The sequence below is a fragment of the Saccharopolyspora sp. NPDC003752 genome (assembly GCF_053605825.1).
The window spans coordinates 87,787-107,276 of record NZ_JBSGJZ010000001.1 but is presented as its reverse complement, the minus strand read 5'-3'; the positions used below and the strand labels follow the sequence as shown (position 1 = coordinate 107,276).

18 protein-coding genes and 1 riboswitch are annotated in these 19,490 nt (G+C 71.0%); of the genes, 7 read left to right on the top strand and 11 right to left on the bottom strand.

From position 1 onward, the window contains the following. Nucleotides 1-41: 41 nt before the first annotated feature. Nucleotides 42-518 (top strand): DUF3145 domain-containing protein, encoded by a 477-nt coding sequence (locus ACWEV3_RS00500; protein ID WP_452611819.1) that lies wholly within the window; start codon nt 42-44, stop codon nt 516-518. A 63-nt stretch (nt 519-581) separates the two neighbouring features. Then, the gene (locus ACWEV3_RS00495; RefSeq protein ID WP_452611818.1) at nt 582-1,154 is read left to right on the top strand and encodes a hypothetical protein; all 573 of its coding nucleotides are present in this window, start codon (nt 582-584) and stop codon (nt 1,152-1,154) included. Nucleotides 1,155-1,169: 15 nt separating this feature from the next. Here ACWEV3_RS00495 and ACWEV3_RS00490 read toward each other — a convergent pair whose 3' ends face one another. Further along, on the bottom strand, nt 1,170-2,111 hold the full coding sequence (locus ACWEV3_RS00490; RefSeq protein ID WP_452611817.1) for a cupin domain-containing protein: 942 nt from the start codon (nt 2,109-2,111) through the stop codon (nt 1,170-1,172). An 80-nt stretch (nt 2,112-2,191) separates the two neighbouring features. Here ACWEV3_RS00490 and ACWEV3_RS00485 point away from each other — a divergent pair, with 80 nt between their 5' ends. After that, complete coding sequence (locus ACWEV3_RS00485) at nt 2,192-3,022, top strand: NmrA family transcriptional regulator (protein ID WP_452611816.1); 831 nt, start codon at nt 2,192-2,194, stop codon at nt 3,020-3,022. A gap of 66 nt (nt 3,023-3,088) precedes the next feature. Here ACWEV3_RS00485 and ACWEV3_RS00480 read toward each other — a convergent pair whose 3' ends face one another. From ACWEV3_RS00480 to ACWEV3_RS00455, 6 genes are all read right to left on the bottom strand, one after another. Continuing rightward, nucleotides 3,089-4,525 (bottom strand): acyl-CoA carboxylase subunit beta, encoded by a 1,437-nt coding sequence (locus ACWEV3_RS00480; protein ID WP_452611815.1) that lies wholly within the window; start codon nt 4,523-4,525, stop codon nt 3,089-3,091. Between the two features lie 145 nt (nt 4,526-4,670). Further along, nucleotides 4,671-5,915 (bottom strand): beta-ketoacyl-[acyl-carrier-protein] synthase family protein, encoded by a 1,245-nt coding sequence (locus tag ACWEV3_RS00475; protein ID WP_452611814.1) that lies wholly within the window; start codon nt 5,913-5,915, stop codon nt 4,671-4,673. Next, the gene (locus ACWEV3_RS00470; protein WP_452611813.1) at nt 5,912-6,151 is read right to left on the bottom strand and encodes an acyl carrier protein; all 240 of its coding nucleotides are present in this window, start codon (nt 6,149-6,151) and stop codon (nt 5,912-5,914) included. The genes ACWEV3_RS00475 and ACWEV3_RS00470 overlap by 4 nt, the downstream gene beginning before the upstream one ends. Nucleotides 6,152-6,220: 69 nt before the next feature. After that, the gene (locus ACWEV3_RS00465) at nt 6,221-7,201 is read right to left on the bottom strand and encodes a beta-ketoacyl-ACP synthase III (RefSeq protein WP_452611812.1); all 981 of its coding nucleotides are present in this window, start codon (nt 7,199-7,201) and stop codon (nt 6,221-6,223) included. Further along, nucleotides 7,198-8,118, bottom strand: a complete 921-nt coding sequence (locus ACWEV3_RS00460) for an ACP S-malonyltransferase (protein WP_452611811.1) — start codon at nt 8,116-8,118, stop codon at nt 7,198-7,200. The genes ACWEV3_RS00465 and ACWEV3_RS00460 overlap by 4 nt, the downstream gene beginning before the upstream one ends. A gap of 195 nt (nt 8,119-8,313) precedes the next feature. After that, nucleotides 8,314-9,528 carry a PucR family transcriptional regulator gene (locus tag ACWEV3_RS00455; RefSeq protein ID WP_358581635.1) on the bottom strand — a complete coding sequence of 405 codons (1,215 nt, stop codon included), beginning with the start codon at nt 9,526-9,528 and terminating at the stop codon, nt 8,314-8,316. A gap of 296 nt (nt 9,529-9,824) precedes the next feature. Here ACWEV3_RS00455 and ACWEV3_RS00450 point away from each other — a divergent pair, with 296 nt between their 5' ends. Both ACWEV3_RS00450 and ACWEV3_RS00445 read left to right on the top strand, forming a co-directional pair. After that, on the top strand, nt 9,825-10,583 hold the full coding sequence (locus ACWEV3_RS00450; RefSeq protein ID WP_452611810.1) for a membrane protein: 759 nt from the start codon (nt 9,825-9,827) through the stop codon (nt 10,581-10,583). Nucleotides 10,584-10,719: 136 nt separating this feature from the next. Continuing rightward, nucleotides 10,720-11,604: a peptidoglycan recognition protein family protein gene (locus ACWEV3_RS00445; protein ID WP_452611809.1), complete on the top strand. Its 885-nt coding sequence runs from the start codon at nt 10,720-10,722 to the stop codon at nt 11,602-11,604. Here ACWEV3_RS00445 and ACWEV3_RS00440 read toward each other — a convergent pair. From ACWEV3_RS00440 to ACWEV3_RS00430, 3 genes are all read right to left on the bottom strand, one after another. Further along, nucleotides 11,567-12,184, bottom strand: coding sequence for an SDR family oxidoreductase (locus ACWEV3_RS00440; protein WP_452611808.1), 618 nt, complete (start codon nt 12,182-12,184; stop codon nt 11,567-11,569). The genes ACWEV3_RS00445 and ACWEV3_RS00440 overlap by 38 nt on opposite strands. A 172-nt stretch (nt 12,185-12,356) precedes the next feature. Continuing rightward, nucleotides 12,357-12,590 (bottom strand): DUF3263 domain-containing protein, encoded by a 234-nt coding sequence (locus ACWEV3_RS00435; RefSeq protein ID WP_132488029.1) that lies wholly within the window; start codon nt 12,588-12,590, stop codon nt 12,357-12,359. 102 nt (nt 12,591-12,692) lie between these two features. After that, nucleotides 12,693-13,874 (bottom strand): MFS transporter, encoded by a 1,182-nt coding sequence (locus ACWEV3_RS00430; RefSeq protein WP_452611807.1) that lies wholly within the window; start codon nt 13,872-13,874, stop codon nt 12,693-12,695. Between the two features lie 170 nt (nt 13,875-14,044). Continuing rightward, a riboswitch (FMN riboswitch) is annotated at nt 14,045-14,180 on the top strand. Between the two features lie 98 nt (nt 14,181-14,278). Here ACWEV3_RS00430 and ACWEV3_RS00425 point away from each other — a divergent pair. Continuing rightward, a complete protein-coding gene (locus ACWEV3_RS00425; protein WP_452611806.1) occupies nt 14,279-14,926 on the top strand; it encodes a nicotinamide mononucleotide transporter family protein in 648 nt (215 codons plus the stop codon). A 143-nt stretch (nt 14,927-15,069) separates the two neighbouring features. Further along, complete coding sequence (locus tag ACWEV3_RS00420) at nt 15,070-16,635, top strand: alkaline phosphatase D family protein (RefSeq protein ID WP_452611805.1); 1,566 nt, start codon at nt 15,070-15,072, stop codon at nt 16,633-16,635. Between the two features lie 63 nt (nt 16,636-16,698). On the opposite strand, the gene aceE is transcribed toward ACWEV3_RS00420, so the two are convergent. After that, the gene (aceE, locus tag ACWEV3_RS00415; RefSeq protein WP_452612224.1) at nt 16,699-19,437 is read right to left on the bottom strand and encodes a pyruvate dehydrogenase (acetyl-transferring), homodimeric type; all 2,739 of its coding nucleotides are present in this window, start codon (nt 19,435-19,437) and stop codon (nt 16,699-16,701) included. Nucleotides 19,438-19,490 lie beyond the last annotated feature (53 nt).

Genomic DNA, 19,490 nt, shown 5'->3' with positions numbered 1-19,490 from the left:
CAGTGAGCACCCGTGGCAGCGACCGTGGCCACACCATTGGTGTGGTCTACGTTCACTCGTCGCCGTCTGCGGTCTGCCCGCACGTCGAGTGGGCGATCTCTGGCGCACTCGGCATTCGGACAGAACTCCGCTGGACGGCACAACCGGCAGCACCAGGGCAACTCCGCGCGGAGTGCAACTGGTCGGGCGAGCCGGGCACCGGCGCACGCTTGGTCACGGCGCTGCGCGCGTGGCCGATGCTGCGCTTCGAAGTCACCGAAGACCCCAGTCCCGGGGTGGACGGGCAGCGGTTCTGCCATGCGCCAGGCCTGGGCCTGTGGCGGGCCTGCACGAGCGCCAACGGCGACATCATGGTGAGCGAGGACCAGCTGCGGACGCTCGCGGCCAACGCCAAGGGACCGGAGTCCTTCGGCCACCGCGTGGACCAGCTGCTCGGTGCCGCATGGGATGACGCCCTCGAACCGTTCCGCCGCGCCGGTGACGGTGCTCCGGTGACCTGGTTGCACCGGGTGGGCTGACTCGCGCGGGTCTTTCTCCCGGAACCTGTGATCGCCTCGGTGGCGGTGTGAAAGGCTTGGGACGTGCGTTCCTGGCTGAAATGGGGTATTCCGCTCGCGATCGTCGTGCTGCTGGGCGCGGCGGGCGGCGGCGCGCTGCTGTCGCAGTACGTCTACCGCGATACGCCCGCCGACCAGCTCTCCAACACTGCGACGGAGCCGGGCGGCGGGATGACGTCGCCGCTGGGCATCGTCTACACCCCTGAAGCCGCGGCTCATCCCGACCGGCGGACCGTGCAGGCCCTGCTGGACAACCACTTCCGCTCCATCAACGACAAGAGCTACGACCTGTGGAAGTCCACAGTGGTCCGCTCGAAGTGGCTGGAGCTGCCGCATGACAAGTGGATGGCCAACTACGACACCACCCGCGACTTCCAATGGACGGTGCACCGGATCGATCCGGGACCGGACGGCTCGTTGCTGGTGATGCTGACCTTCCGGAGCAACCAGACGCTGGAGGACGCGCCGGCGCAGGCCAAGTCGACGTGCGTGACCTGGAACGTGGTCTACCCGCTGGTGCTGGACGAAATGGGCCAGGGGCTGCGGCTGGACACCAGCAAGCTGCCGAACAGCGCGCTGTTCAAGCCCTGCGAGTGATCACCTCGCCCGCGATCACACCGCGGCCTCGGCGCGGCGGTGCTCCTGCGGGCTGACGTCGAACTGCCGCTTGAAAGCGTTGCTGAGCGCGAAGGCGCTGCCGTAGCCGACCTGGCGGGCGACCGAGGCGATCGTCGCGTCGGACTCCCGCAGCAGGTCGGCCGCCATCGCGAGCCGCCAGCCGGTCAGGTACTTCATCGGCGGCTCGCCGACCAGATCGGTGAACCGGCGGGCCAACCCCGCCCGCGACGCGCCGGACCGCGTGGCCAGCGATTCCACCGTCCACGGGAACGCCGGGTCGTGGTGCAGCAGTTGCAGGGCCCGGCCGACCACCGGGTCGCGGTGCGCTTGGTACCAGGCCGGGGCTTGTGCGTCGGGGCTGGCGAACCACGCCCGCAGGCTCGCGATGAGCAGCAGGTCGAGCAGCCGGTCCAGGACCGCTTCCTGGCCAGGTGAATCCTTGCCGATCTCCGCGGCCAACAGCTCCACGAGCGGAGAATCCAGCGAGCCCTGCCGGACCACGACCAGCGCGGGCAGCGCGGTGAGCAGGCGGCTGCTGATCTCGCCCGTGACCTGGTAGGTGCCGATCAGCATGTTCATCGACGCGCTCAGGTCCGTGCCCCAGGTGCGCACGCCGACATCGGTGAGGTCGCGCAGCGGTTCGCCGGACGGTGTGCTGCAGCCCTGCCCGGGGTGCACGACGACTTGCCACGGGGTGCTCGGGTCGTCGGTGACCGTGTAGGCGTCGGGGCCCCTGGCGATCGCGATGTCGCCGGGTTCGAGCCGCACCGGGTCACCGGCGTCCGGCACCGCCCAGGCCGATCCGCGCACCGGGGCCATCAGGGTCAGCGGCGCCCGGTCCTGGATCCGCAGCGACCACGGCGGATCCAGGACCGCGCGGAGCAGGAAAGCCCCGCGGGCTCGCGGGCCGTCCAGCAGGTTCACGAGTGCGTCCACGAGTCGATCTTAGACTCTGGATTATGGAATCGAGCCGATGAACTATGGGAAGTCTCGGAATCTGCCGCTTGGCTGGAGCCATGACGAACAAGGCGCAGAAAACAGCACTCGTCCTCGGCGGCACCGGCCGGACCGGCCGCCGGGTGGCCGCGGGACTCGCGGCCAAGGGCATCCCGGTGCGCATCGGGTCGCGTTCGGCGACGCCGCGGTTCGATTGGGAGGACCGCAGCACCTGGGAGCCGGTGCTGCGCGACGTCGGATCGGCCTACGTGAGCTACCAGCCGGATCTGGCGATCCCGGAGGCCGCCGAGGCGGTCGGCTCGTTCGCCGAGCTGGCGGTGCGCAACGGCGTCCGGCGCTTGGTGCTGCTGTCCGGCCGCGGGGAAATCGGCTCGCAGCGCGCCGAGCAAGCGGTGCGGGAATCCGGTGCGGAGTGGACGGTGGTGCGCGCGAGCTGGTTCCACCAGAACTTCAGCGAAGACTTCCTGGTGGAGTCCGTGCGGGCCGGCGAGGTCGTCCTGCCGGTAGACGGGGTGGCCGAGCCGTTCGTCGACGCCGAGGACATCGCCGAGGTTGCGGTCGCGGCGCTGACCGAGGACGGCCACGCCGGTGAGGTGTACGAGGTGACCGGCCCGCGGCTGCTCACCTTCGCCGAAGCGGTCGGCGAGATCGCCGCGGCGACCGGCCGGGACATCGAGTACCTGCCGGTGACGGTCGAGCAGTTCTCCGCGGGGATGGTCGAACAGGGCGTCCCGGCCGAGGTCGTGGCGATGCTGGGCCACCTGTTCACCGAGGTGCTCGACGGTCGCAACGCCCACCTCGCCGACGGCGTGCACCGGGCGCTGGGCCGCGAGCCCCGCGACTTCCGGGACTACGCGAAGCGGACCGCTCCCACCGGGGTGTGGTCATAGGTCCACAGAGGACGAAAGGGGCCGCCTCCATCGCGGAGGTGGCCCCTTTTCGTCCAATTCAGCAGGTCAGAGGGGGATGTTGCCGTGCGAGCCGCGTCCGGCGGGGGCCGCGGCGAGCGCCTCGGCGATGCGGCGGCGGGTCGTCTTGGGGTCGATGACCTCGTCGACCACGCCGATCGACATCGCCCGGCCGACGCCGCCTGCCACGCGCTCATGCTCCTCGATGAGCTCGTCCTGCAGGGCCTCGCGCTCCTCCTCGGGAGCGGCGGCGAGCGCCTTGCGGTGCAGGACGCCGACCGCGGCCTTGGCGCCCATCACCGCGACCTCGGCCTCCGGCCAGGCGAACACGGTGGTCGCGCCCAGCGCGCGGGAGTTCATCGCGATGTACGCGCCGCCGTAGGACTTGCGGGTCACCAGCGTCACCCGCGGCACCACGGCCTCGCCGAAGGCGTGCAGCAGCTTCGCGCCGCGGCGCACCACGCCGCCCCACTCCTGGCCGACGCCGGGCAGGTAGCCCGGCACGTCGACGAGCACCAGCAGCGGCACGCCGAAGGAGTCGCACATCCGCACGAAACGGGCGGCCTTCTCCGCCGACAGCGAGTCCAGGCAGCCGCCCTTGCGCAGCGGGTTGTTGGCGATCACGCCGATGCTGCGGCCACCGAGCCGGCCCAGGCCGACCACGATGTTCGGGGCCCACTTGGCCTGCAGTTCCTCGAAGTCCGGGGTTCCATCGGAGCGGGTGTCCAGGATGCCGCGGATCACCGGCTTGACGTCGTAGGCGCGCTGCGGGCGGTCCGGCAGCAACGCGCGCAGGTCGTCCTCGTCCTGCACGGAGTGCAGGTCGAACAGGCCCGGCTTGGCGAACAGCCCGGTCAGCCGGCGCGCCCGCACGAACGCGTCGGCCTCGTCCGCGGCGGTCACGTGCACCACGCCGGACTTGGCGCCGTGCGCGGAGATCCCGCCGAGCCCCTCCTGGTCGATCTGCTCGCCGGTGACGCTGCGGACCACGTCCGGGCCGGTGACGAACACGCGCCCGGCGGGGGACATGATGACCACGTCGGTCAGCGCCGGGCCGTAGGCGGCGCCACCGGCGGCCGGGCCGACGACGACGGAGATCTGCGGGACGCGGCCGGAAGCGCGGATCATCGCCGCGAACATCTGGCCCATGCCGTCCAGCGATTCCACGCCCTCCGGGATGCGGGCGCCGCCGGAGTGCCACACGCCGATCACCGGGCAGCGCTCGCGCACCGCCATGTCGATGGCGTCCACGATGTGCCCGCAGCCCTCGGAGCCGAGCGCACCGCCCATCTTGGTGGCGTCGCTGCAGTAGACGATCACCCTCGTGCCGTCGATGCGACCGCGCACCGCGTACATGCCGCTGTTGTCGCGGGGGTGCAGTGGTTCGATCGACTCCGGGTCGAGCAGTTGCTCCAGCCGCACGTCGGGGTCGCGCGGATCCCGCTGCGCCTGCTCGGTTTCCGGCCGGGTGGCCACTGCGGTCATCGGTTCCTCCGGAAGTTCGGTGTGGGGAAGGCCGCCGTGGGCGTGGTTGGCGCCGCTGACGGCGGCCGACCGCGTGCGGTTGTCGTACCGCAGAGCGCTAAAGGACGGGCTGAGCGGACGCCCAGCCCGTCCCATGCGCGAACGGTCATGCCCTAGCGAAGGCGAGCGCGACGTTGTGCCCACCGAAGCCGAAGGCGTTGTTGATCGCTGCCGTCTGCTCGACGTGCCGCGGCTTGTCGGCGACCACGTCGATCTCGATCTTCGGATCGATCGTTTCCAGGTTCCGGGTCGCCGGGATGATGCCGCGCTGCAGCGAGAGGATCGTCAGGATGCTCTCGACCGCGCCGGCCCCGCCGACCAGGTGACCCAGCGAGCCCTTCGGCGCGGTGACCACCGCACCGTCGCCGATCGCCTTGCGCACCGAGTTCGCCTCGCCGATGTCACCGACCACGGTGGACGTCGCGTGCGCGTTGACGTGCCCGATGTCCGACGGCTGCAGGCCCGCGGTCTGCAGGGCCTTGCGCATCGCGGCGACCTGGCCGCGGCCGTCCGGCGGGCTGCCGGTGATGTGGTAGGCGTCGGACGTGATGCCCACGCCCGCCAGCCGGCCGTAGATCCGCGCGCCGCGCGCCTTGGCGTGCTCCGCGCTCTCCAGGACGACCACGCCGGCGCCCTCGCCCATCACGAACCCGTCGCGGTCGACGTCGAACGGGCGGGAGGCCCGCTCCGGGTCGTCGTTGCGGGTGCTCAGGGTCCGGGCCTGGGCGAAGCCGGCGATGGTGATCGGGTGGATGCAGGCCTCCGCGCCACCGGCCACCACCACGTCGGCATGCCCGTGCTGGATCATCTCGAAGCCCTTGGCCAGGCCTTCGGCGCCCGAGGCGCAGGCCGATGCGGGGGAGTGCACACCGGCGCGGGCCCGCACGTCCAGGCTGACCATCGCGGCCGGGCCGTTGGGCATCAGCATCGGCACGGTCAGCGGCGAAACCTTGCGCAGCCCCTGCTGCTGCAGCAGTTCGTTCTGCTGGAGCAGCGTGACCGGTCCGCCGATGCCGGTGCCCAGCGACACGCCCAGCCGGTCCGGGTCGACCGGCTCGTCGTCGTCGGTGGGCAGCTCGAACCCGGCGTCGGCCCAGGCCTCGCGGGCGGCGATCACGGCGATCGCCTCGCAGCGGTCCATGCGCCGCAGCTGGACGCGGGGCAGCACCTCGCTCGGGTCGACCAGCAGCGGGGCGCCGATCTTGGCCGGGAGTTCGAGCCGGTCCACCCACTCGGCTTCCAGCCGGCGGACGCCGCTGGCGCCGTTGACGAATCCGTCCCAGGTGGACGCGACGTCACCGCCAAGCGGTGTCGTCGCGCCCAGCCCGGTGATCACGACATCCGTGGTCATGCGTTGTTCGTGATGTAGTCCACCGCATCACCGACGGTCTTGAGGTTGGCCAGCTCGTCGTCCGGGATCTTGACCCCGAACTTGTCCTCCGCCTGCACGGCGATCTCCACCATGGACAGCGAGTCGATGTCCAGGTCGTCGACGAAGGACTTGTCGACGGTCACGTCGGCGGCGTCGACACCGGCGACCTCCTCGACGATGGCGGCGAGACCGGTGGTGATTTCCTCGTTCGACACGGGTAGTTCCTTCCTGGTTCTTGCGTTCCGCACCGCGAGCCGGTGGCCTGCGGCAGCTTTGGGGTGGGCTCAGGGGCAGATGGCGACCTGGGCCGCGTACGACAGCCCGGCTCCGAAGCCCACGAGCAGCATCACGGCACCGCTGGGGATCTCCCCAGCCGCCCGCATGTGGTCGATGGCCAGCGGGATGGATGCCGACGACGTGTTGCCGGAGTAGACGATGTCACGCGCGACCACGAGGTCGTCACGGGCACCCTGCGACTTCAGCTTCTTCGCGATCGCCTCGACGATCCGCAGGTTCGCCTGGTGCGGCACGAAGACGTCCACATCGGACATCTGGAGCCCGGCCGCCTCGACGGCCCGGGCCGCCACCGGCGCGATCTGCGTGGTCGCCCACCGGAAGACCGACTGGCCCTCCTGGTAGATGTACTTGGCGTCGCGCAGGTAGATGGTGTCCACCAGGTCGCCGGCGCTGCCCAGCACGCCCGGGCCGAGCTCCGGCTCCTCGGCCGGTCCGACCACCGCGGCACCGGCACCGTCGGCGAAGATGATGCAGTTCGCGCGGTCTTCCCAGTCCAGCCATTCCTGGAACCGCTCCGAGCCGATCACCAGCACGTTGCGGGCCGATCCGGAGCGCACCGCGTCCGAGGCGGTGGACAGCGCGTAGACGAATCCGGCGCAGGCGGCGTTGAGGTCGTAGGCGCTCTTGGCCTTGATGCCGATCTGGTCGGCGACCTGGGCCGCGGCGTTGGGGATGCCGCCCTGCATGGTGCACGTGGCGACGATCACCTGGTCCACATCGGACGGTGTCAGGCCCGCGTCCGCGATCGCCTTGGCACCCGCCTCGACGGCCATGCTGGCCACGGTCTGGTCGTCGTCGCCGAGGCGGCGGTGGATGATGCCGACGCGCTGCCGGATCCACTCGTCGTTGGTGTCGACGATCTTGGCCAGGTCGTCGTTGGTGACGATCCGGTTGCCCTGCGTGCTCCCGAAGCCGAGCAGCCGGGTGGCGGCCGGAATGGGGTTCTGGGTGAGGCGGGGTCGCGTCACGCGTCGCTCCCGAGCAGATCGGCGACCTTGTCCAGGTCGGCAGGGGTCTTCAGAGCGACGGCCTTGACGCCCTTGAGTTCGCGGCGCACCAGGCCGCTGAGGGTTCCGGCGGGCGGGAACTCCACCACGGCCTCGACACCGCGATCGGCCAGCGCCGCCATGCAGCTGTCCCAGCGCACCGGGCTGGTCACCTGCGAGACGAGGCGGCTCACGATCTCGGCGGCGTCGGTGACGACCGCGCCGTCGGCGTTGGACAGCAGCGGCAGCGCCGCGTCCGTGGCGGTCACCTTCTCCGCGTGCTGGGCCAGGCTTTCCCGCGCGGGCGCCATGAAGCGGGTGTGGAAGGCGCCGGCCACCGGCAGCGGCCGCACCCGGGCGCCGGCCGGCGGTTCGGCCGCGAGCTCTTCGAGGGCGGGCACCCGCCCGGCGGCGACGATCTGGCCCGCGCCGTTGCGGTTGGCCGGGTCCAGGCTGAGCCGCTCGAGGTGGGCGACCACGTCGTCGGCATCCCCGCCGAGCACGGCGGACATGCTGGTCGGCTCCAGCGCGCACGCGGCGGCCATCTCCCGGCCGCGCACGGCGGCGAGCGAGACCGCGTCGTCGAAGGTCAGGGCGCCGGCGATGGCGGCGGCGGCCAGCTCACCGACGGAGTGCCCGGCGACCGGCGTGTCCGCCGGGATCGTCACCCGGCGGCGCAGCTCGTCGGCGGCGATCAGCGACAGCGCCACCACCAGCGGCTGGGTGACCGCGGTGTCCTTGATCTCGTCCGCTTCGGCGGTGGTGCCGAGGCGGAGCAGGTCGAGGCCGGTCGACTCGGACCAGGCGGCGATGCGTTCGGCGACGCCGTCCAGTTCGAGCCACGGGTTCAACATCCCTGGGGTCTGCGACCCCTGTCCGGGGGCTAGAAGCGCGATCACCCTTGCTACTGAACACGTCCGGGTGCGATCGACGTGATGTCGACAGAGACGAAGTCCGGACCGCAAAGTTGTGGAGTGTCTACAAGCGCGGGGATGGGGGAACCCGGCCAGGAGGAGAATCGTTGTCGGCTGTGTCCGGTTGGTGACCGATCGGTGAACACCGGTAAAGCCCTGTTGCGGCGCGTGATCACCGCGTCACCAGAGGCCGCGGGACTTGGCCAGCCTGCCCACGGCGAGGCCGACCCGCAGGACGTGGGCGTCGCGGGCGTTGGACGGCGTGTGGCCGGTGAGTTCCGCCACTCGGCGCAGCCGGTACCGGACCGTGTTCGGGTGCACGTACAGCTGCCGAGCGCAGTTCTCCAGCACACCGCCGACCTCCAGGTAGGTGTCGACGGTCTCCATCAGCGCGCCGCCGGCGTCCACCAGCGGCAGCACGATCCGCTCGACCAGCTGCCGCTCGGCCTCCGGATCGCCGGCCAGCGCCCGCTCCGGCAGCAGGTCGCCGGAGGGCACGGGGCGCGGCGCGGTCGGCCACGCCACCACGGCCCGCAGCGCGGACATCGCATCGCCGGCCGACCGGTGCGCCTCGGCCAGGCTCGGCATGGTCGGCCCGACCACGACCGGCCCGTCGTCGAACGCCTCGGACAGCCGCTTGGCCGCCTCCTCGTTGGTGCGCGCGTCGCCCGGGCCGCCGAAGACCACCACCAGCCGGGTGCCCTGCACGCCGAGCAGTACCGGGCAGCCGACCCGCGCCGCGCGGCTGCGCACCTGGTAGACGATGGTGGGCGGGTCGTCGGACGGGGCGTTGCCGACCAGCACGGTCGCTTCTGACGAGGGCTCCCAGCCGAGCGCGGCGGCGCGGGAGAGCAGCGACTCCTCGGCGTCGCCACGCACGATGCCGTCGACCACCAGCGCTTCCAGCCGCGCGTCCCACGCACCGCGGGCCTCCGCGGCCGCGGCGTACGAGGTGGCGGCCGCGAAGGAGATCTCGCGGGTGTAGCGCAGGATCGACTCGGTCAGCAGGATGCGTTCGTGCTCCTCGGAGGCCAGCTCCGGCAGCTGCTGTTCGAGCACGTCGATCGCGACCCGGACCAGCTCCAGGGTCTGCCGCAGGCTGACCCACCGGGACAGGTCCCGGGGCGCGGCGCGGAAGGCCTCTGCGGTCAGCCGGATCGCCTCGGTCGGGTCCTGCAGCCACGCCACGAAGTTGGTGGCGCCGGTCTGCGTCACCAGGAGCACGCTCGCCCGCTGGTCGGCGGGCAACCGCCGGAACCACGGCAGGCGCTGTTCCATCGCGCTGACGCTGGCGCTGGCCAGCCCGCCGGTGCCCCGTTCGAGGCGGCGGAGCGTGGCGGCGGAGAGCTGACGCTGCGTACCGGTATCCCGCTCACCTGCGCGTTCGGTACTCATGCCTCCAGAATCGCATGCCGCCGATCAGCTCCGGCGGCCAGCGGCCGGCGGTGCGGGCCGGCTCACAGCGCGCCGGGGCCCGGGCCCCGGGGAACGGCGTTGCGGTACCGCCGGGGGCTCGGGCCGCCGCGGACGGCTGATCCCACGGTCGGGGCGGCCTCCTTCGTCGGCATCGACCCGATCGAGGGAAATGAATCGCCCTTTCGAGGGGCCTGTCGCGGTTGCCGGTAAAGCCGTCGCAGGAAACGATCTCCGGCACACGCGAATCGGGTTTTGTTCTATCGAGGTGAATTCAAGTGGGAGCTCTCCAGCAGGGACTCGCAGAGGCGTGGGTCGCAATTGCGACCTTCGTCCCGAAGCTGGTCGTATTCCTCATCATCGTGCTGGTCGGCTGGCTGATCGCGAAGGCGATCGGCAAGGCGATCCAGATCGTGTTCGCCCGGCTCGGTTTCAACCGGCTGCTGGCGAAGTCCGGGCTCGGTGAAATGACGTCGAAATCGAACATCGACATCTCCGGCCTGCTGGTGAAACTGGTCTACTACTTCATCCTGCTCATTTTCGTGCAGCTGGCGCTGGGCGTTTTCGGGCCCAACGCGATCAAGGACCTGATCGACACGGTGGTGCTGTTCCTGCCGCGGATCGTGGTGGCGATCGTGCTGGTGCTGGTGGCCGCGGCGATCGGCCGCGCCGTCGGCGACCTGATCCGCGGCGCGCTGGGCGGCCGCCCGATCGGGCCGGTGCTGGCCAAGATCACCTTCGGCTTCATCGTCGCCCTCGGCGTGATCGCCGCGCTCAACCAGCTCGGCATCGCCCTCACCGTGACCACCCCGGTGCTGATCGCGGCGCTGGCCGCGCTGGCCGGCGTGATCATCGTCGGCGTCGGCGGCGGCCTGATCAAGCCGATGCAGCAGCGCTGGGGCCGGTGGCTGGACAGCGCCGAGGCCCAGTTCTCCGGCTCTTCCGGTTCCACCGGCTCCGCCGGCGGCCCGGCGGAGAACGGCAAGAACGGCGCGAAGCCGGAGACCGGCGACGCGGGCGTGAGCGGCCACGCGTGACCGCGCGCCACGCCTGGCCGAAGGTCGGGACTCACCCGGTGGGTGGGTCCCGGCCTTTTTCACGCACTTGGCCGTGGTCGCCCGCGCGCGGTCGCGACACCATGGGAGAACGGATCAAGCCGGGAGGTGATCAGTAGTGGCTCTGCCTCTCGTCTGGCTCGCGGACGTGTTGCGCGCGGCCGGGCTGACGGTGGTCGAGACCGACGGCTGGCGGGACCGGACCGCCACCTCGGGGTCGCAGCCCGCTCCGGTCGGCGTGCTGGAACACCACACCGCGACGCCCGCGTCCTACGAGAACCCCGCGCCGAGCGTGCAGCTGTGCATCGACGGACGCCCCGACCTGGCGGGGCCGCTGTGCCACGCGGTGATCGGCTTCGACGGGGTCGTGCACATGATCGCCGCCGGTCGGGCCAACCACGCCGGCAAGGCGAAGGCCTCCGGGCCGAACCCCGAGGGCGACGGCAACACCCTCTACGTCGGGTTCGAATGGGACTACCAGGGCGTGGACCAAGGGCCCAGCCCGGAGCAGTACCGGGCGGCGCTCAAGGCGACCACCGCGGTGCTCAACCACCTCGGGCGCCCGATGGACGCCGCGCGCGGCCACAAGGAGACCAGCGTCACCGGCAAGATCGACCCAGGTCACGTCGACATGGACCAGTTCCGCGCCGAGCTCGGCAAGAGGGATCAGGAGGACGTGATGAACCCGGAGCAGGACGCGATTCTGCGCCGCCTGGAACACGAGCTGCTCGGTCCCCGCGGGCCGAAGGGCGAGATCCAGGGCTGGCAGACCGAGATCGGCCCGCGCACGATCGTCGCGATGCTCGTCGACCTCGTCAACGAGGTGGTGGCGAAGCAGCAGACCTCCGCGGCTCCGGCGCAGGGGGCCGACGCGGAAGCGATCAAGGCGGCGTTCCAGGCGCTCCCGCCGGACCAGGCCGCGCCGCTGCTGGCGCAACTGGTGCGGATCCAGCAGGACCGCCAACTCACCCCGGAGCAGTACGCCCAGCGCCAGCAGGCGTAGCGATCAGCGGGTCCGCCACCGGTGGGCTGAATCCGCCGTTGGTGAGCACGTGTGCCGCGACCGAGGCGATGTCGTGCTCGTGGATCAGCGTCATGGACGCCGCCCTGAAGGCCCCGCGCACGACGTCGCCGCGGCGGATCTCCGGCGTCCAGGCCAGCGTGTTGGACGCGAACGCGTATGGGCGGAGGAATGTCCATTCGAGACCGGAGCGCTCGATCTGGTGCTCGACGGCGTGGTGGAAACCGGCGATGGGGCCGACCTGCTCCGCCACGTCGTCGCGCACCGCCGCCGAGGACAGGAAGACGATCCGGCGGGCGTGCTCCTCGATCGCTTCGACGACGGCCGGATCTGCCGGAACGGAGGCCATCGGCCAGATCAGGAACGCGGAGTCGATTCCGTCCAGGGTGGAGTGCAGCGAGGGCAGATCGCCGCGCACCACCTCCGTCGAATCGGGGAGCTTGGCGGCCGCGGGATTCCGGACCATCGCGCGGACTTCGGCGCCGGCGTTCTGCAGGAGGGTGACGGCCTGCCGTCCGACCTTGCCGGAGGCGCCGATCACCAGGATCTTCTCGTTGATCACGGATGAAAAGTACAACGATTATGACAATAAGTGCAACGTTCGTTGTACTTAGGTGAGCATGAGCGTGATCACGGGCGATGGATGCGACTGGGGGCGAGAAGCCCGATTTCAGGCGGAAGCGGCAATCCGCCCCGTCGGCGTGCGGGCCGATGTGGAGGGCTCGGAGATTCGGTCAGGCGTCGCGAACGATGCGGCGGTGGGCCCGCTGGTCGCGGCGGCTCTGGAGGCGCTTGACGAGGGCCGGCTGCTGCTGGAGCGCCTCGGGCTCGTCCAGCAGGCGATTCAGCCGCTGGTAGTAGCGGTTCGGGGAGAAGCCGAAGCGCTCCTGGATGACCCGTTCCTTGTTGCCCTGGTAATGCCAGTGCTCCAGCTCGAAGTCGAGGATGGCGCGATCGGTGTCGTTCATCCCGGCGTGCCCCCTTCGAGTTGCTGCCGATCGAGTCTACCGGCCGGGGCACGCGTGTTCGATCGGCCATCCCGGTTCGTCGCGCGCGAATTTCGTTGTCACTCAGGGCAAACGAGCGGCGACGGCGCGTCGCCGGTGCGACAGGTGGCGGGTCAGCGCAAGCCCCGCCAGCAGCGCCAAGAGCACCGAGACACCCGGCCACCCGAACCGGGAGTAGGTGCGCACCCCGAGCCAGGAACCGAAGCTGCCGCCGAGGAACGCGCACGTCATGTAGGCCGCGTTGAGCCTGCCGCGCACCTCGGGGCGCAGCGCGAAGATCCGCACCTGGTTGGCGACCATGCCGGACTGCATCGCGACGTCGAGGAGCAGCGTGCCGACCACCAGTGCCGCCAAGCCGAGCGCCCCACCGAGGCTGCCGACCGCGAGAACGGCGGCGGCCGCGAGCACGCCGAGGATGCAGACGAGGTTGACCGGATCGGGCCCCCGGCGGTCCGCCTGCCGCCCGGCGAGCGGCGTGCAGATCATGGTCGCCGCGCCGACCAGGGCGAGCGCCCCGACCGCCGACGTACCAAGGCCGTACACCGGGCCCGTCAGCAGCAGCGCGACGCCGGTCCAGACGGCGGTGAAACCGGCGAAGATCGTCGCCTGGTAGAAGCAGGAGCGGCGCAGCTCGGGCTCGGCGCGCAGCAGTCGCAGCGACTCGGCCAGCAGCGCCGGATACCGCTGCCGGGATGCCGGGACCGTCGTCGGCAGCGAGAAGGCCAAGGCGGTCGCGGCGAGCAGCGCGAGCACTCCGGCCACCGCGTAGGGCGCTCGCCAGCCCAGCCATTCCCCGATGGTTCCGCCGAACGTGCGGGCCAGCAGCATCCCGCCGATCGAGCCGCTCAGCAGCACGCCGGTGACCGATCCGCGCCGGTCATCGGCCACCAGCCCGGCCGCCATGGGAGCGATGATGGGCGCGATCACGGTCGTCGCGCCCACGAGGACGCTCGTGCCGACCAGGGCCGGCAGCGCGGTCGCGGCGCTTGCGACGAGCAGGCCGATCCCGGTGATCCCGAGCAGGGCGACGATCAACGGTCGGTGCGGGATCCGGTCGCCGAGCGGAACCAGCAGGAAGATCCCGGCCGCGTAGCCCAACTGCGCCGCCGTCACCGCCAGCGCGGCCGATTCCGGCGGCACCTGCAGACCTGCTGCGATCAGCGGGCTGATCGCCTGCGGGAAGTAGATGTTGCCCACGGCCACGCCGCAGGTCAGCGCCAACAGCAGGACGAGCGGCCGACTCATGCCGGCGGGGCTGCTTCCAGACGTCCGGGAAGTGCTGTCACTAGGCAACGATCATCGGTGCGCCGACCGGGCGCAACCGGTTTTCCGGGTAGATCGATCCTGTGATCCAAACCACGTATCGGGTGCGGAACAGATCTCCGGGCGCACGATGTTGAGCAGATCGAACGAAGTCGTGCGCTCCGGGGTCGGTGAAAATCCGAACCGGCGGTGAAAGTCCGCGAACCGGCGCCTCCACGCGGAGGTGTCGGCCGATCCGGTGGAATTCCGGGACCGACGGTGAAAGTCCGGATGAGAGGCAGCGCACGGGCGGCCGCGATCGGCCGTCGGCGTGTCCGGCCGGCGGTCGTCGACGTCGGCTTCCCGCGTGTACCCCGGTGCGTTCGCATCCGGCGGGAGGAGCGGGCGTGCAGGCAATCGCGGAATGGGTGCTCGACAACGGGTTCACCGTGCTGGGCCAGAAGATCTCCTGGGCGGAACTGGTCGGGCAGCTGTGCGCGCTCGCCGTCGTCTTCCTCGCGCAACGCAGGACCCTCGCGACCTGGCCGGTGCAGGTGTCCGCGACGGTGCTGCTGTTCGCCGTCTACGCCTCCGCCCACCTGGGCGGGCTGGCGATCCGGCAGGTGATGATCCTGCTGATCTCCGTCTACGGCTGGTGGGCCTGGAACCGGCGCAGCGACCCGGTTTACGGCGTCGTGGTGCGCAAGGCCGGTGTCGTCGAACGGCTCGTGCTGATCTCCGCGCTGGCGCTGGGCACTTCCGCGTTCGCGCTGCTGCTGTCCGCGCTGGACGCCTCGTGGGCACCGTGGCCGGACGCCTGGATCTTCATCGGCACCCTGGTCGCGTTCTGGGCGCAGGGCCGCGGCCTCGTCGAGTTCTGGTTGGTCTGGCTGGCCGTCGACGCGGTCGGCGTGCCGCTGCAGATCGCCTCCGGGCTGTACTTCAGCGCGGCGATCTACGTCGTCTTCGCGGCGCTGGTGGTCCACGGCTGGTGGAGCTGGAACCGCACGGCACGCGTCCAGCGCACCCGCGAGAGCGCCGCCGTCGGGGGCTGACCGCAGTTTCAATTGAAACTGCCACGGATCACCCGTGCGGGACCGGAGTGGGGTGTTCATCCGGCGGCCATGCGGGTGCGCCCGGCCGTTCGACTCCCCGGGCGAAGATCGCTGGCGATCAACGCCCGTGGTGAGGAGTCCAGGTGTCCGGAAGCCCGTTGTCCCGTCGTTCGGTCCTGGTGAGCGGGGCCGTGCTCGCCGCAGCAGCGCCCGCCCTCCCGGCTTCGGCGACGGATCTCCGCGGTGTCGGCAGGCCGACCCGGCCCGGCCAGCTGTTCACCCTCGGCGTCGCCTCCGGCGAGCCGCTGCCGCACGGCGTGGTGCTGTGGACGCGGCTGGCCCGTGACCCGCTCGCCGAGGACGGTCTCGGCGGGATGCCGAACCAGGAGATCAAGGTCGACTGGGAGGTCGCCACCGACGAGCGGTTCAGGCATGTCGTGCAGCGCGGGCACGTCGACGCGGCACCGCGGTCGGCGCACAGCGTGCACGTCGAGGCCAACGGCCTGCGCCCGGGGACGGAGTACTTCTACCGGTTCCGCGCCCGGGGCGAGATCTCGCCGGTCGGCCGCACCCGCACCGCCCCGGCGCCGGGCGCGCTCGGCGAGCTGACCATGTGCTTCGCCTCCTGCGCGCACTACGGCGAGGGCTACTTCACCGCCTACCGGCGGATGGCCGAGGACGAGCCGGGCCTGATCCTGCACCTGGGCGACTACCAGTACGAGTACGCCGCCAACCCGAGCAAGGACGTGCGCGAGGTGCACGGCCCCGAGACGGTCACGCTCGCCGGCTACCGGCAGCGGCACGCCCAGTACAAGACCGATCCGGACCTCCAGCTCGCGCACTCGGTCGCCCCCTGGCTGGTCGTCTTCGACGATCACGAGGTGGAGAACAACTGGGCCGACGAGATCCCGGAGGCGAAGTCCGAGACGCAGGGGCAGGCGTTCCTCCAGCGGCGCCGCGACGCCCTGCAGGCTTACTACGAGAACATGCCGCTGCGGTGGGAGTCGATGCCGAGCGGCATCAACATGCAGCTCTACCGGCGGCGCGCGTGGGGTTCGCTGGCGAACTTCCACATGCTCGACACCCGCCAGTACCGCGACGACCAGGCGTACGGCGACGGCAACAAGCCGGACGGCCCGGACCTGCACGTCCCGCAGCGCACCATCACCGGGATCGACCAGGAGGTGTGGCTGCTGGACGGGCTGCGCGACTCCCGCGCTCGGTGGGACGTGCTCGGCCAGCAGGTCTGGTTCGCCCAGATGGACCACGATCCGGGCCCGGCGAAGGTGCTGCCGATGGACGCCTGGGACGGCTACCAGGCATCGCGCCAGCGGGTCAAGGCCGGTTTCGACGCCGCCCGCAACGTCGTGGTGCTGACCGGTGACGTGCACTCGCACTGGGCCGCCGACATCAAGGCCGACTTCGACGACCCGGACTCGCGCAACGTCGCCGTGGAGCTCACCACCACGTCGGTCACCTCCGGCCGGGACGGCTCGGAGACGAACGCGGGCGGCGACAAGATCAAGGCCGCCAACGAGCACGTGCACTTCTACAGCGCCCGCCGCGGCTACGTGCGAACCCGGATCACCCCGAACCTGGTCCGCGCCGACTACCGGGTGCTGCCGTACGTCTCCAGCGCCGGCGCCCCGGCGACGACGGCGGCCAGCTTCGTCACCCAGGACCGCGACCCGGGCCTGCACGCGGTCTGATCCCGCGCCCGGCACACCGCGGGGCGCCCGCCACCCGGCGAGCGCCCCGCGGTCGGTCCCCGATCAGGCGACGCCGGGATCCGACGTCTGCGGCCCCGCGGCCTGGACGTCGTCCAGCCGGTAGTGCCGGGTCGCCTCGACCACCTTGGCCTTGTCCACCTGGCCGGTGCGGGCCAGCGCCGCCAGCGTCGCGACCACTGTGGACTCCGCGTCCACCAGGAACACCCGCCGCGCGGCCGGCCTGGTGTCGGAGAACCCGAACCCGTCGGCGCCGAGGCTGACCATGTCGCCGGGCACCCACGGCCGGATCAGGTCCGGCACCGCACGCATCCAGTCGCTGACCGCGACCACCGGGCCGGCGGCGTCCGCCAGCGCCCGGGTGACGTGCGGCACCTTCGGCTCCGCCTCCGGGTGCAGCAGGTTGTGCCGGTCGGCGGCCTCGGCCTCGCGCCGCAGCTGCGACCAGGACGTCGCCGACCACACGTCGGCCTGCACACCCCACTCCTCGGCCAGCATCTGCTGGGCCTTCAGCGCCAGCGGCATGATCACGCCCGACGAGAGGATCTGCGCCCGCGGCCCCGAGCCGCCCGGCGCGGCCTGGTACCGGTACAGGCCGCGCAGCAGCCCGTCGACGTCCAGGTCCGCCGGCTCGGCCGGCTGCCGGTACGGCTCGTTGTAGATGGTCAGGTAGTAGAAGACGTCCTCGGCGTTCTCGCCGAACATCCGCCGCAGGCCGTCCTTGACGATGTGCGCCACCTCGAACGACCACGCGGGGTCGTAGGCGACCACCGCGGGGTTCGTCGCGGCGATCAGCTGCGAGTGCCCGTCGGCGTGCTGCAGGCCCTCACCGGTCAGCGTGGTCCGCCCGGCGGTCGCGCCGAGCACGAACCCGCGCGCCATCTGGTCGGCCGCCGCCCAGAAGCTGTCGCCGGTGCGCTGGAAGCCGAACATCGAGTAGAAGATGTAGACCGGGATCATCGGCTCGCCGTGCGTGGCGTAGCTGGTGCCCGCAGCGGTGAACGACGAGGTCGAGCCGGCCTCGTTGATGCCCTCGTGCAGGATCTGGCCCTGCTCGCTCTCCCGGTAGGCCAGCATCAGCTGGTAGTCCACCGGCGTGTAGAGCTGGCCCAGCGGGTTGTAGATCTTCTGCGACGGGAACATCGAGTCCATGCCGAACGTGCGGGCCTCGTCCGGGATGATCGGCACGATCCGCGGCCCGATCTCGCGGTCTTTGGCGAGGTCCTTGAGCAGCCGGACGAACGCCATCGTGGTGGCGACCTCCTGCTTGCCGGAGCCGCGCCGGACCACCTCGTAGACCTTGTCGCCGGGCAGCACCAGCGGCTTGGCCTTCGCCCGCCGCTCCGGCAGGTAGCCGCCCAGCTGCCGGCGCCGGTCCTGCAGGTACTGGATCTCCGGCGCGTCCTGCCCGGGGTGGTAGTACGGCGGCAGGTACGGGTCGAGGTCCTCGTCGCTGATCGGGATCCGCAGGCTGTCCCGGAACAGCTTCAGGTCGTCCAGCGTCAGCTTCTTCATCTGGTGGGTGGCGTTGCGGCCCTCGAAGTGCGGGCCGAGGCCGTAGCCCTTGATCGTCTTCGCGAGGATCACGGTCGGCTGGCCGTGGTGCTCGGTTGCTGCCTTGTAGGCCGCGTAGACCTTGCGGTAGTCGTGGCCGCCGCGGCGCAGGCCCCAGATCTCGTCGTCGGTGAGGTGCTTGACCATCTCCTTGGTGCGCGGGTCGCGGCCGAAGAAGTGCTCCCGGACGAACGCCCCGTCGTTGGCCTTGTAGGTCTGGTAGTCGCCGTCCGGGGTGGTGTTCATCAGGTTCACCAGGGCGCCGTCGCGGTCGGAGTGCAGCAGCGCGTCCCACTCGCGGCCCCAGACCACCTTGATCACGTTCCAGCCGGCGCCGCGGAAGAACGCCTCCAACTCCTGGATGATCTTGCCGTTGCCGCGCACCGGCCCGTCGAGCTGCTGCAGGTTGCAGTTGATCACGAAGGTGAGGTTGTCCAGCCCGTCGTTGGCCGCGACCTGCAGCAACCCGCGCGACTCGGGTTCGTTCATCTCGCCGTCGCCGAGGAACGCCCACACGCGCTGCTGGCTGGTGTCCTTGATGCCGCGGTCGTGCAGGTAGCGGTCGAAGCGAGCCTGGTAGATCGCGTTCATCGGCCCCAGGCCCATGGAGACCGTGGGGAACTCCCAGAAGTCCGGCATCAGCCGCGGGTGCGGGTAGGACGGCAGGCCGCCGCCTGGACCGGCGTGCGAGTACTCCTGGCGGAACCCGTCGAGCCGGTCGGCGGACAGCCGGCCCTCCAGGAACGCGCGGGCGTAGATGCCGGGGGAGGCGTGGCCCTGGATGTAGAGGTGATCACCGCCACCCGGGTGGTCCTTGCCGCGGAAGAACCAGTTGAAGCCGACCTCGTAGAGGCTGGCGGAGGACGCGAAGGACGAGATGTGGCCGCCGACGCCGATGCCCGGCCGCTGCGCTCGGTGCACCATCATCGCGGCGTTCCACCGCATCCAGGCCCGGTAGCGGCGTTCGGTCTCCTCGTCGCCGGGGAACCACGGCTCCTGCTCGGTGGGGATGGTGTTGACGTAGTCCGTGCTGGTCAGCGAGGGGACGCCGACGCCGGATTCGCGGGCGCGCTGGAGCAGCCGCAGCATGAGGTAGCGGGCGCGCTGCTGTCCGTTGGCCGACAGCACCGAGTCGAAGGACTGCAACCACTCCTCGGTCTCCTGCGGATCGATGTCCGGCAGGTGGGAGGCGAGACCGTCCCGGATGACCCGCACCCGCTGCGCGGGCATGGGGACGTCGTTGTTGAGCGGGGACAAGGGAACTCCTCGACTACGTCGTGGAC

Bases quoted from the DNA above. Each gene is read 5' to 3' on its own strand.
- ACWEV3_RS00485 (WP_452611816.1), top strand. From the start codon at position 2,192: ATGACGAACAAGGCGCAGAAAACAGCACTCGTCCTCGGCGGCACCGGC.
- ACWEV3_RS00480 (WP_452611815.1), bottom strand. From the start codon at position 4,525: ATGACCGCAGTGGCCACCCGGCCGGAAACCGAGCAGGCGCAGCGGGAT.
- ACWEV3_RS00475 (WP_452611814.1), bottom strand. From the start codon at position 5,915: ATGACCACGGATGTCGTGATCACCGGGCTGGGCGCGACGACACCGCTT.
- ACWEV3_RS00455 (WP_358581635.1), bottom strand. From the start codon at position 9,528: ATGAGTACCGAACGCGCAGGTGAGCGGGATACCGGTACGCAGCGTCAG.
- ACWEV3_RS00435 (WP_132488029.1), bottom strand. From the start codon at position 12,590: ATGAACGACACCGATCGCGCCATCCTCGACTTCGAGCTGGAGCACTGG.
- ACWEV3_RS00430 (WP_452611807.1), bottom strand. From the start codon at position 13,874: ATGAGTCGGCCGCTCGTCCTGCTGTTGGCGCTGACCTGCGGCGTGGCC.
- aceE (WP_452612224.1), bottom strand. From the start codon at position 19,437: ATGCCCGCGCAGCGGGTGCGGGTCATCCGGGACGGTCTCGCCTCCCAC.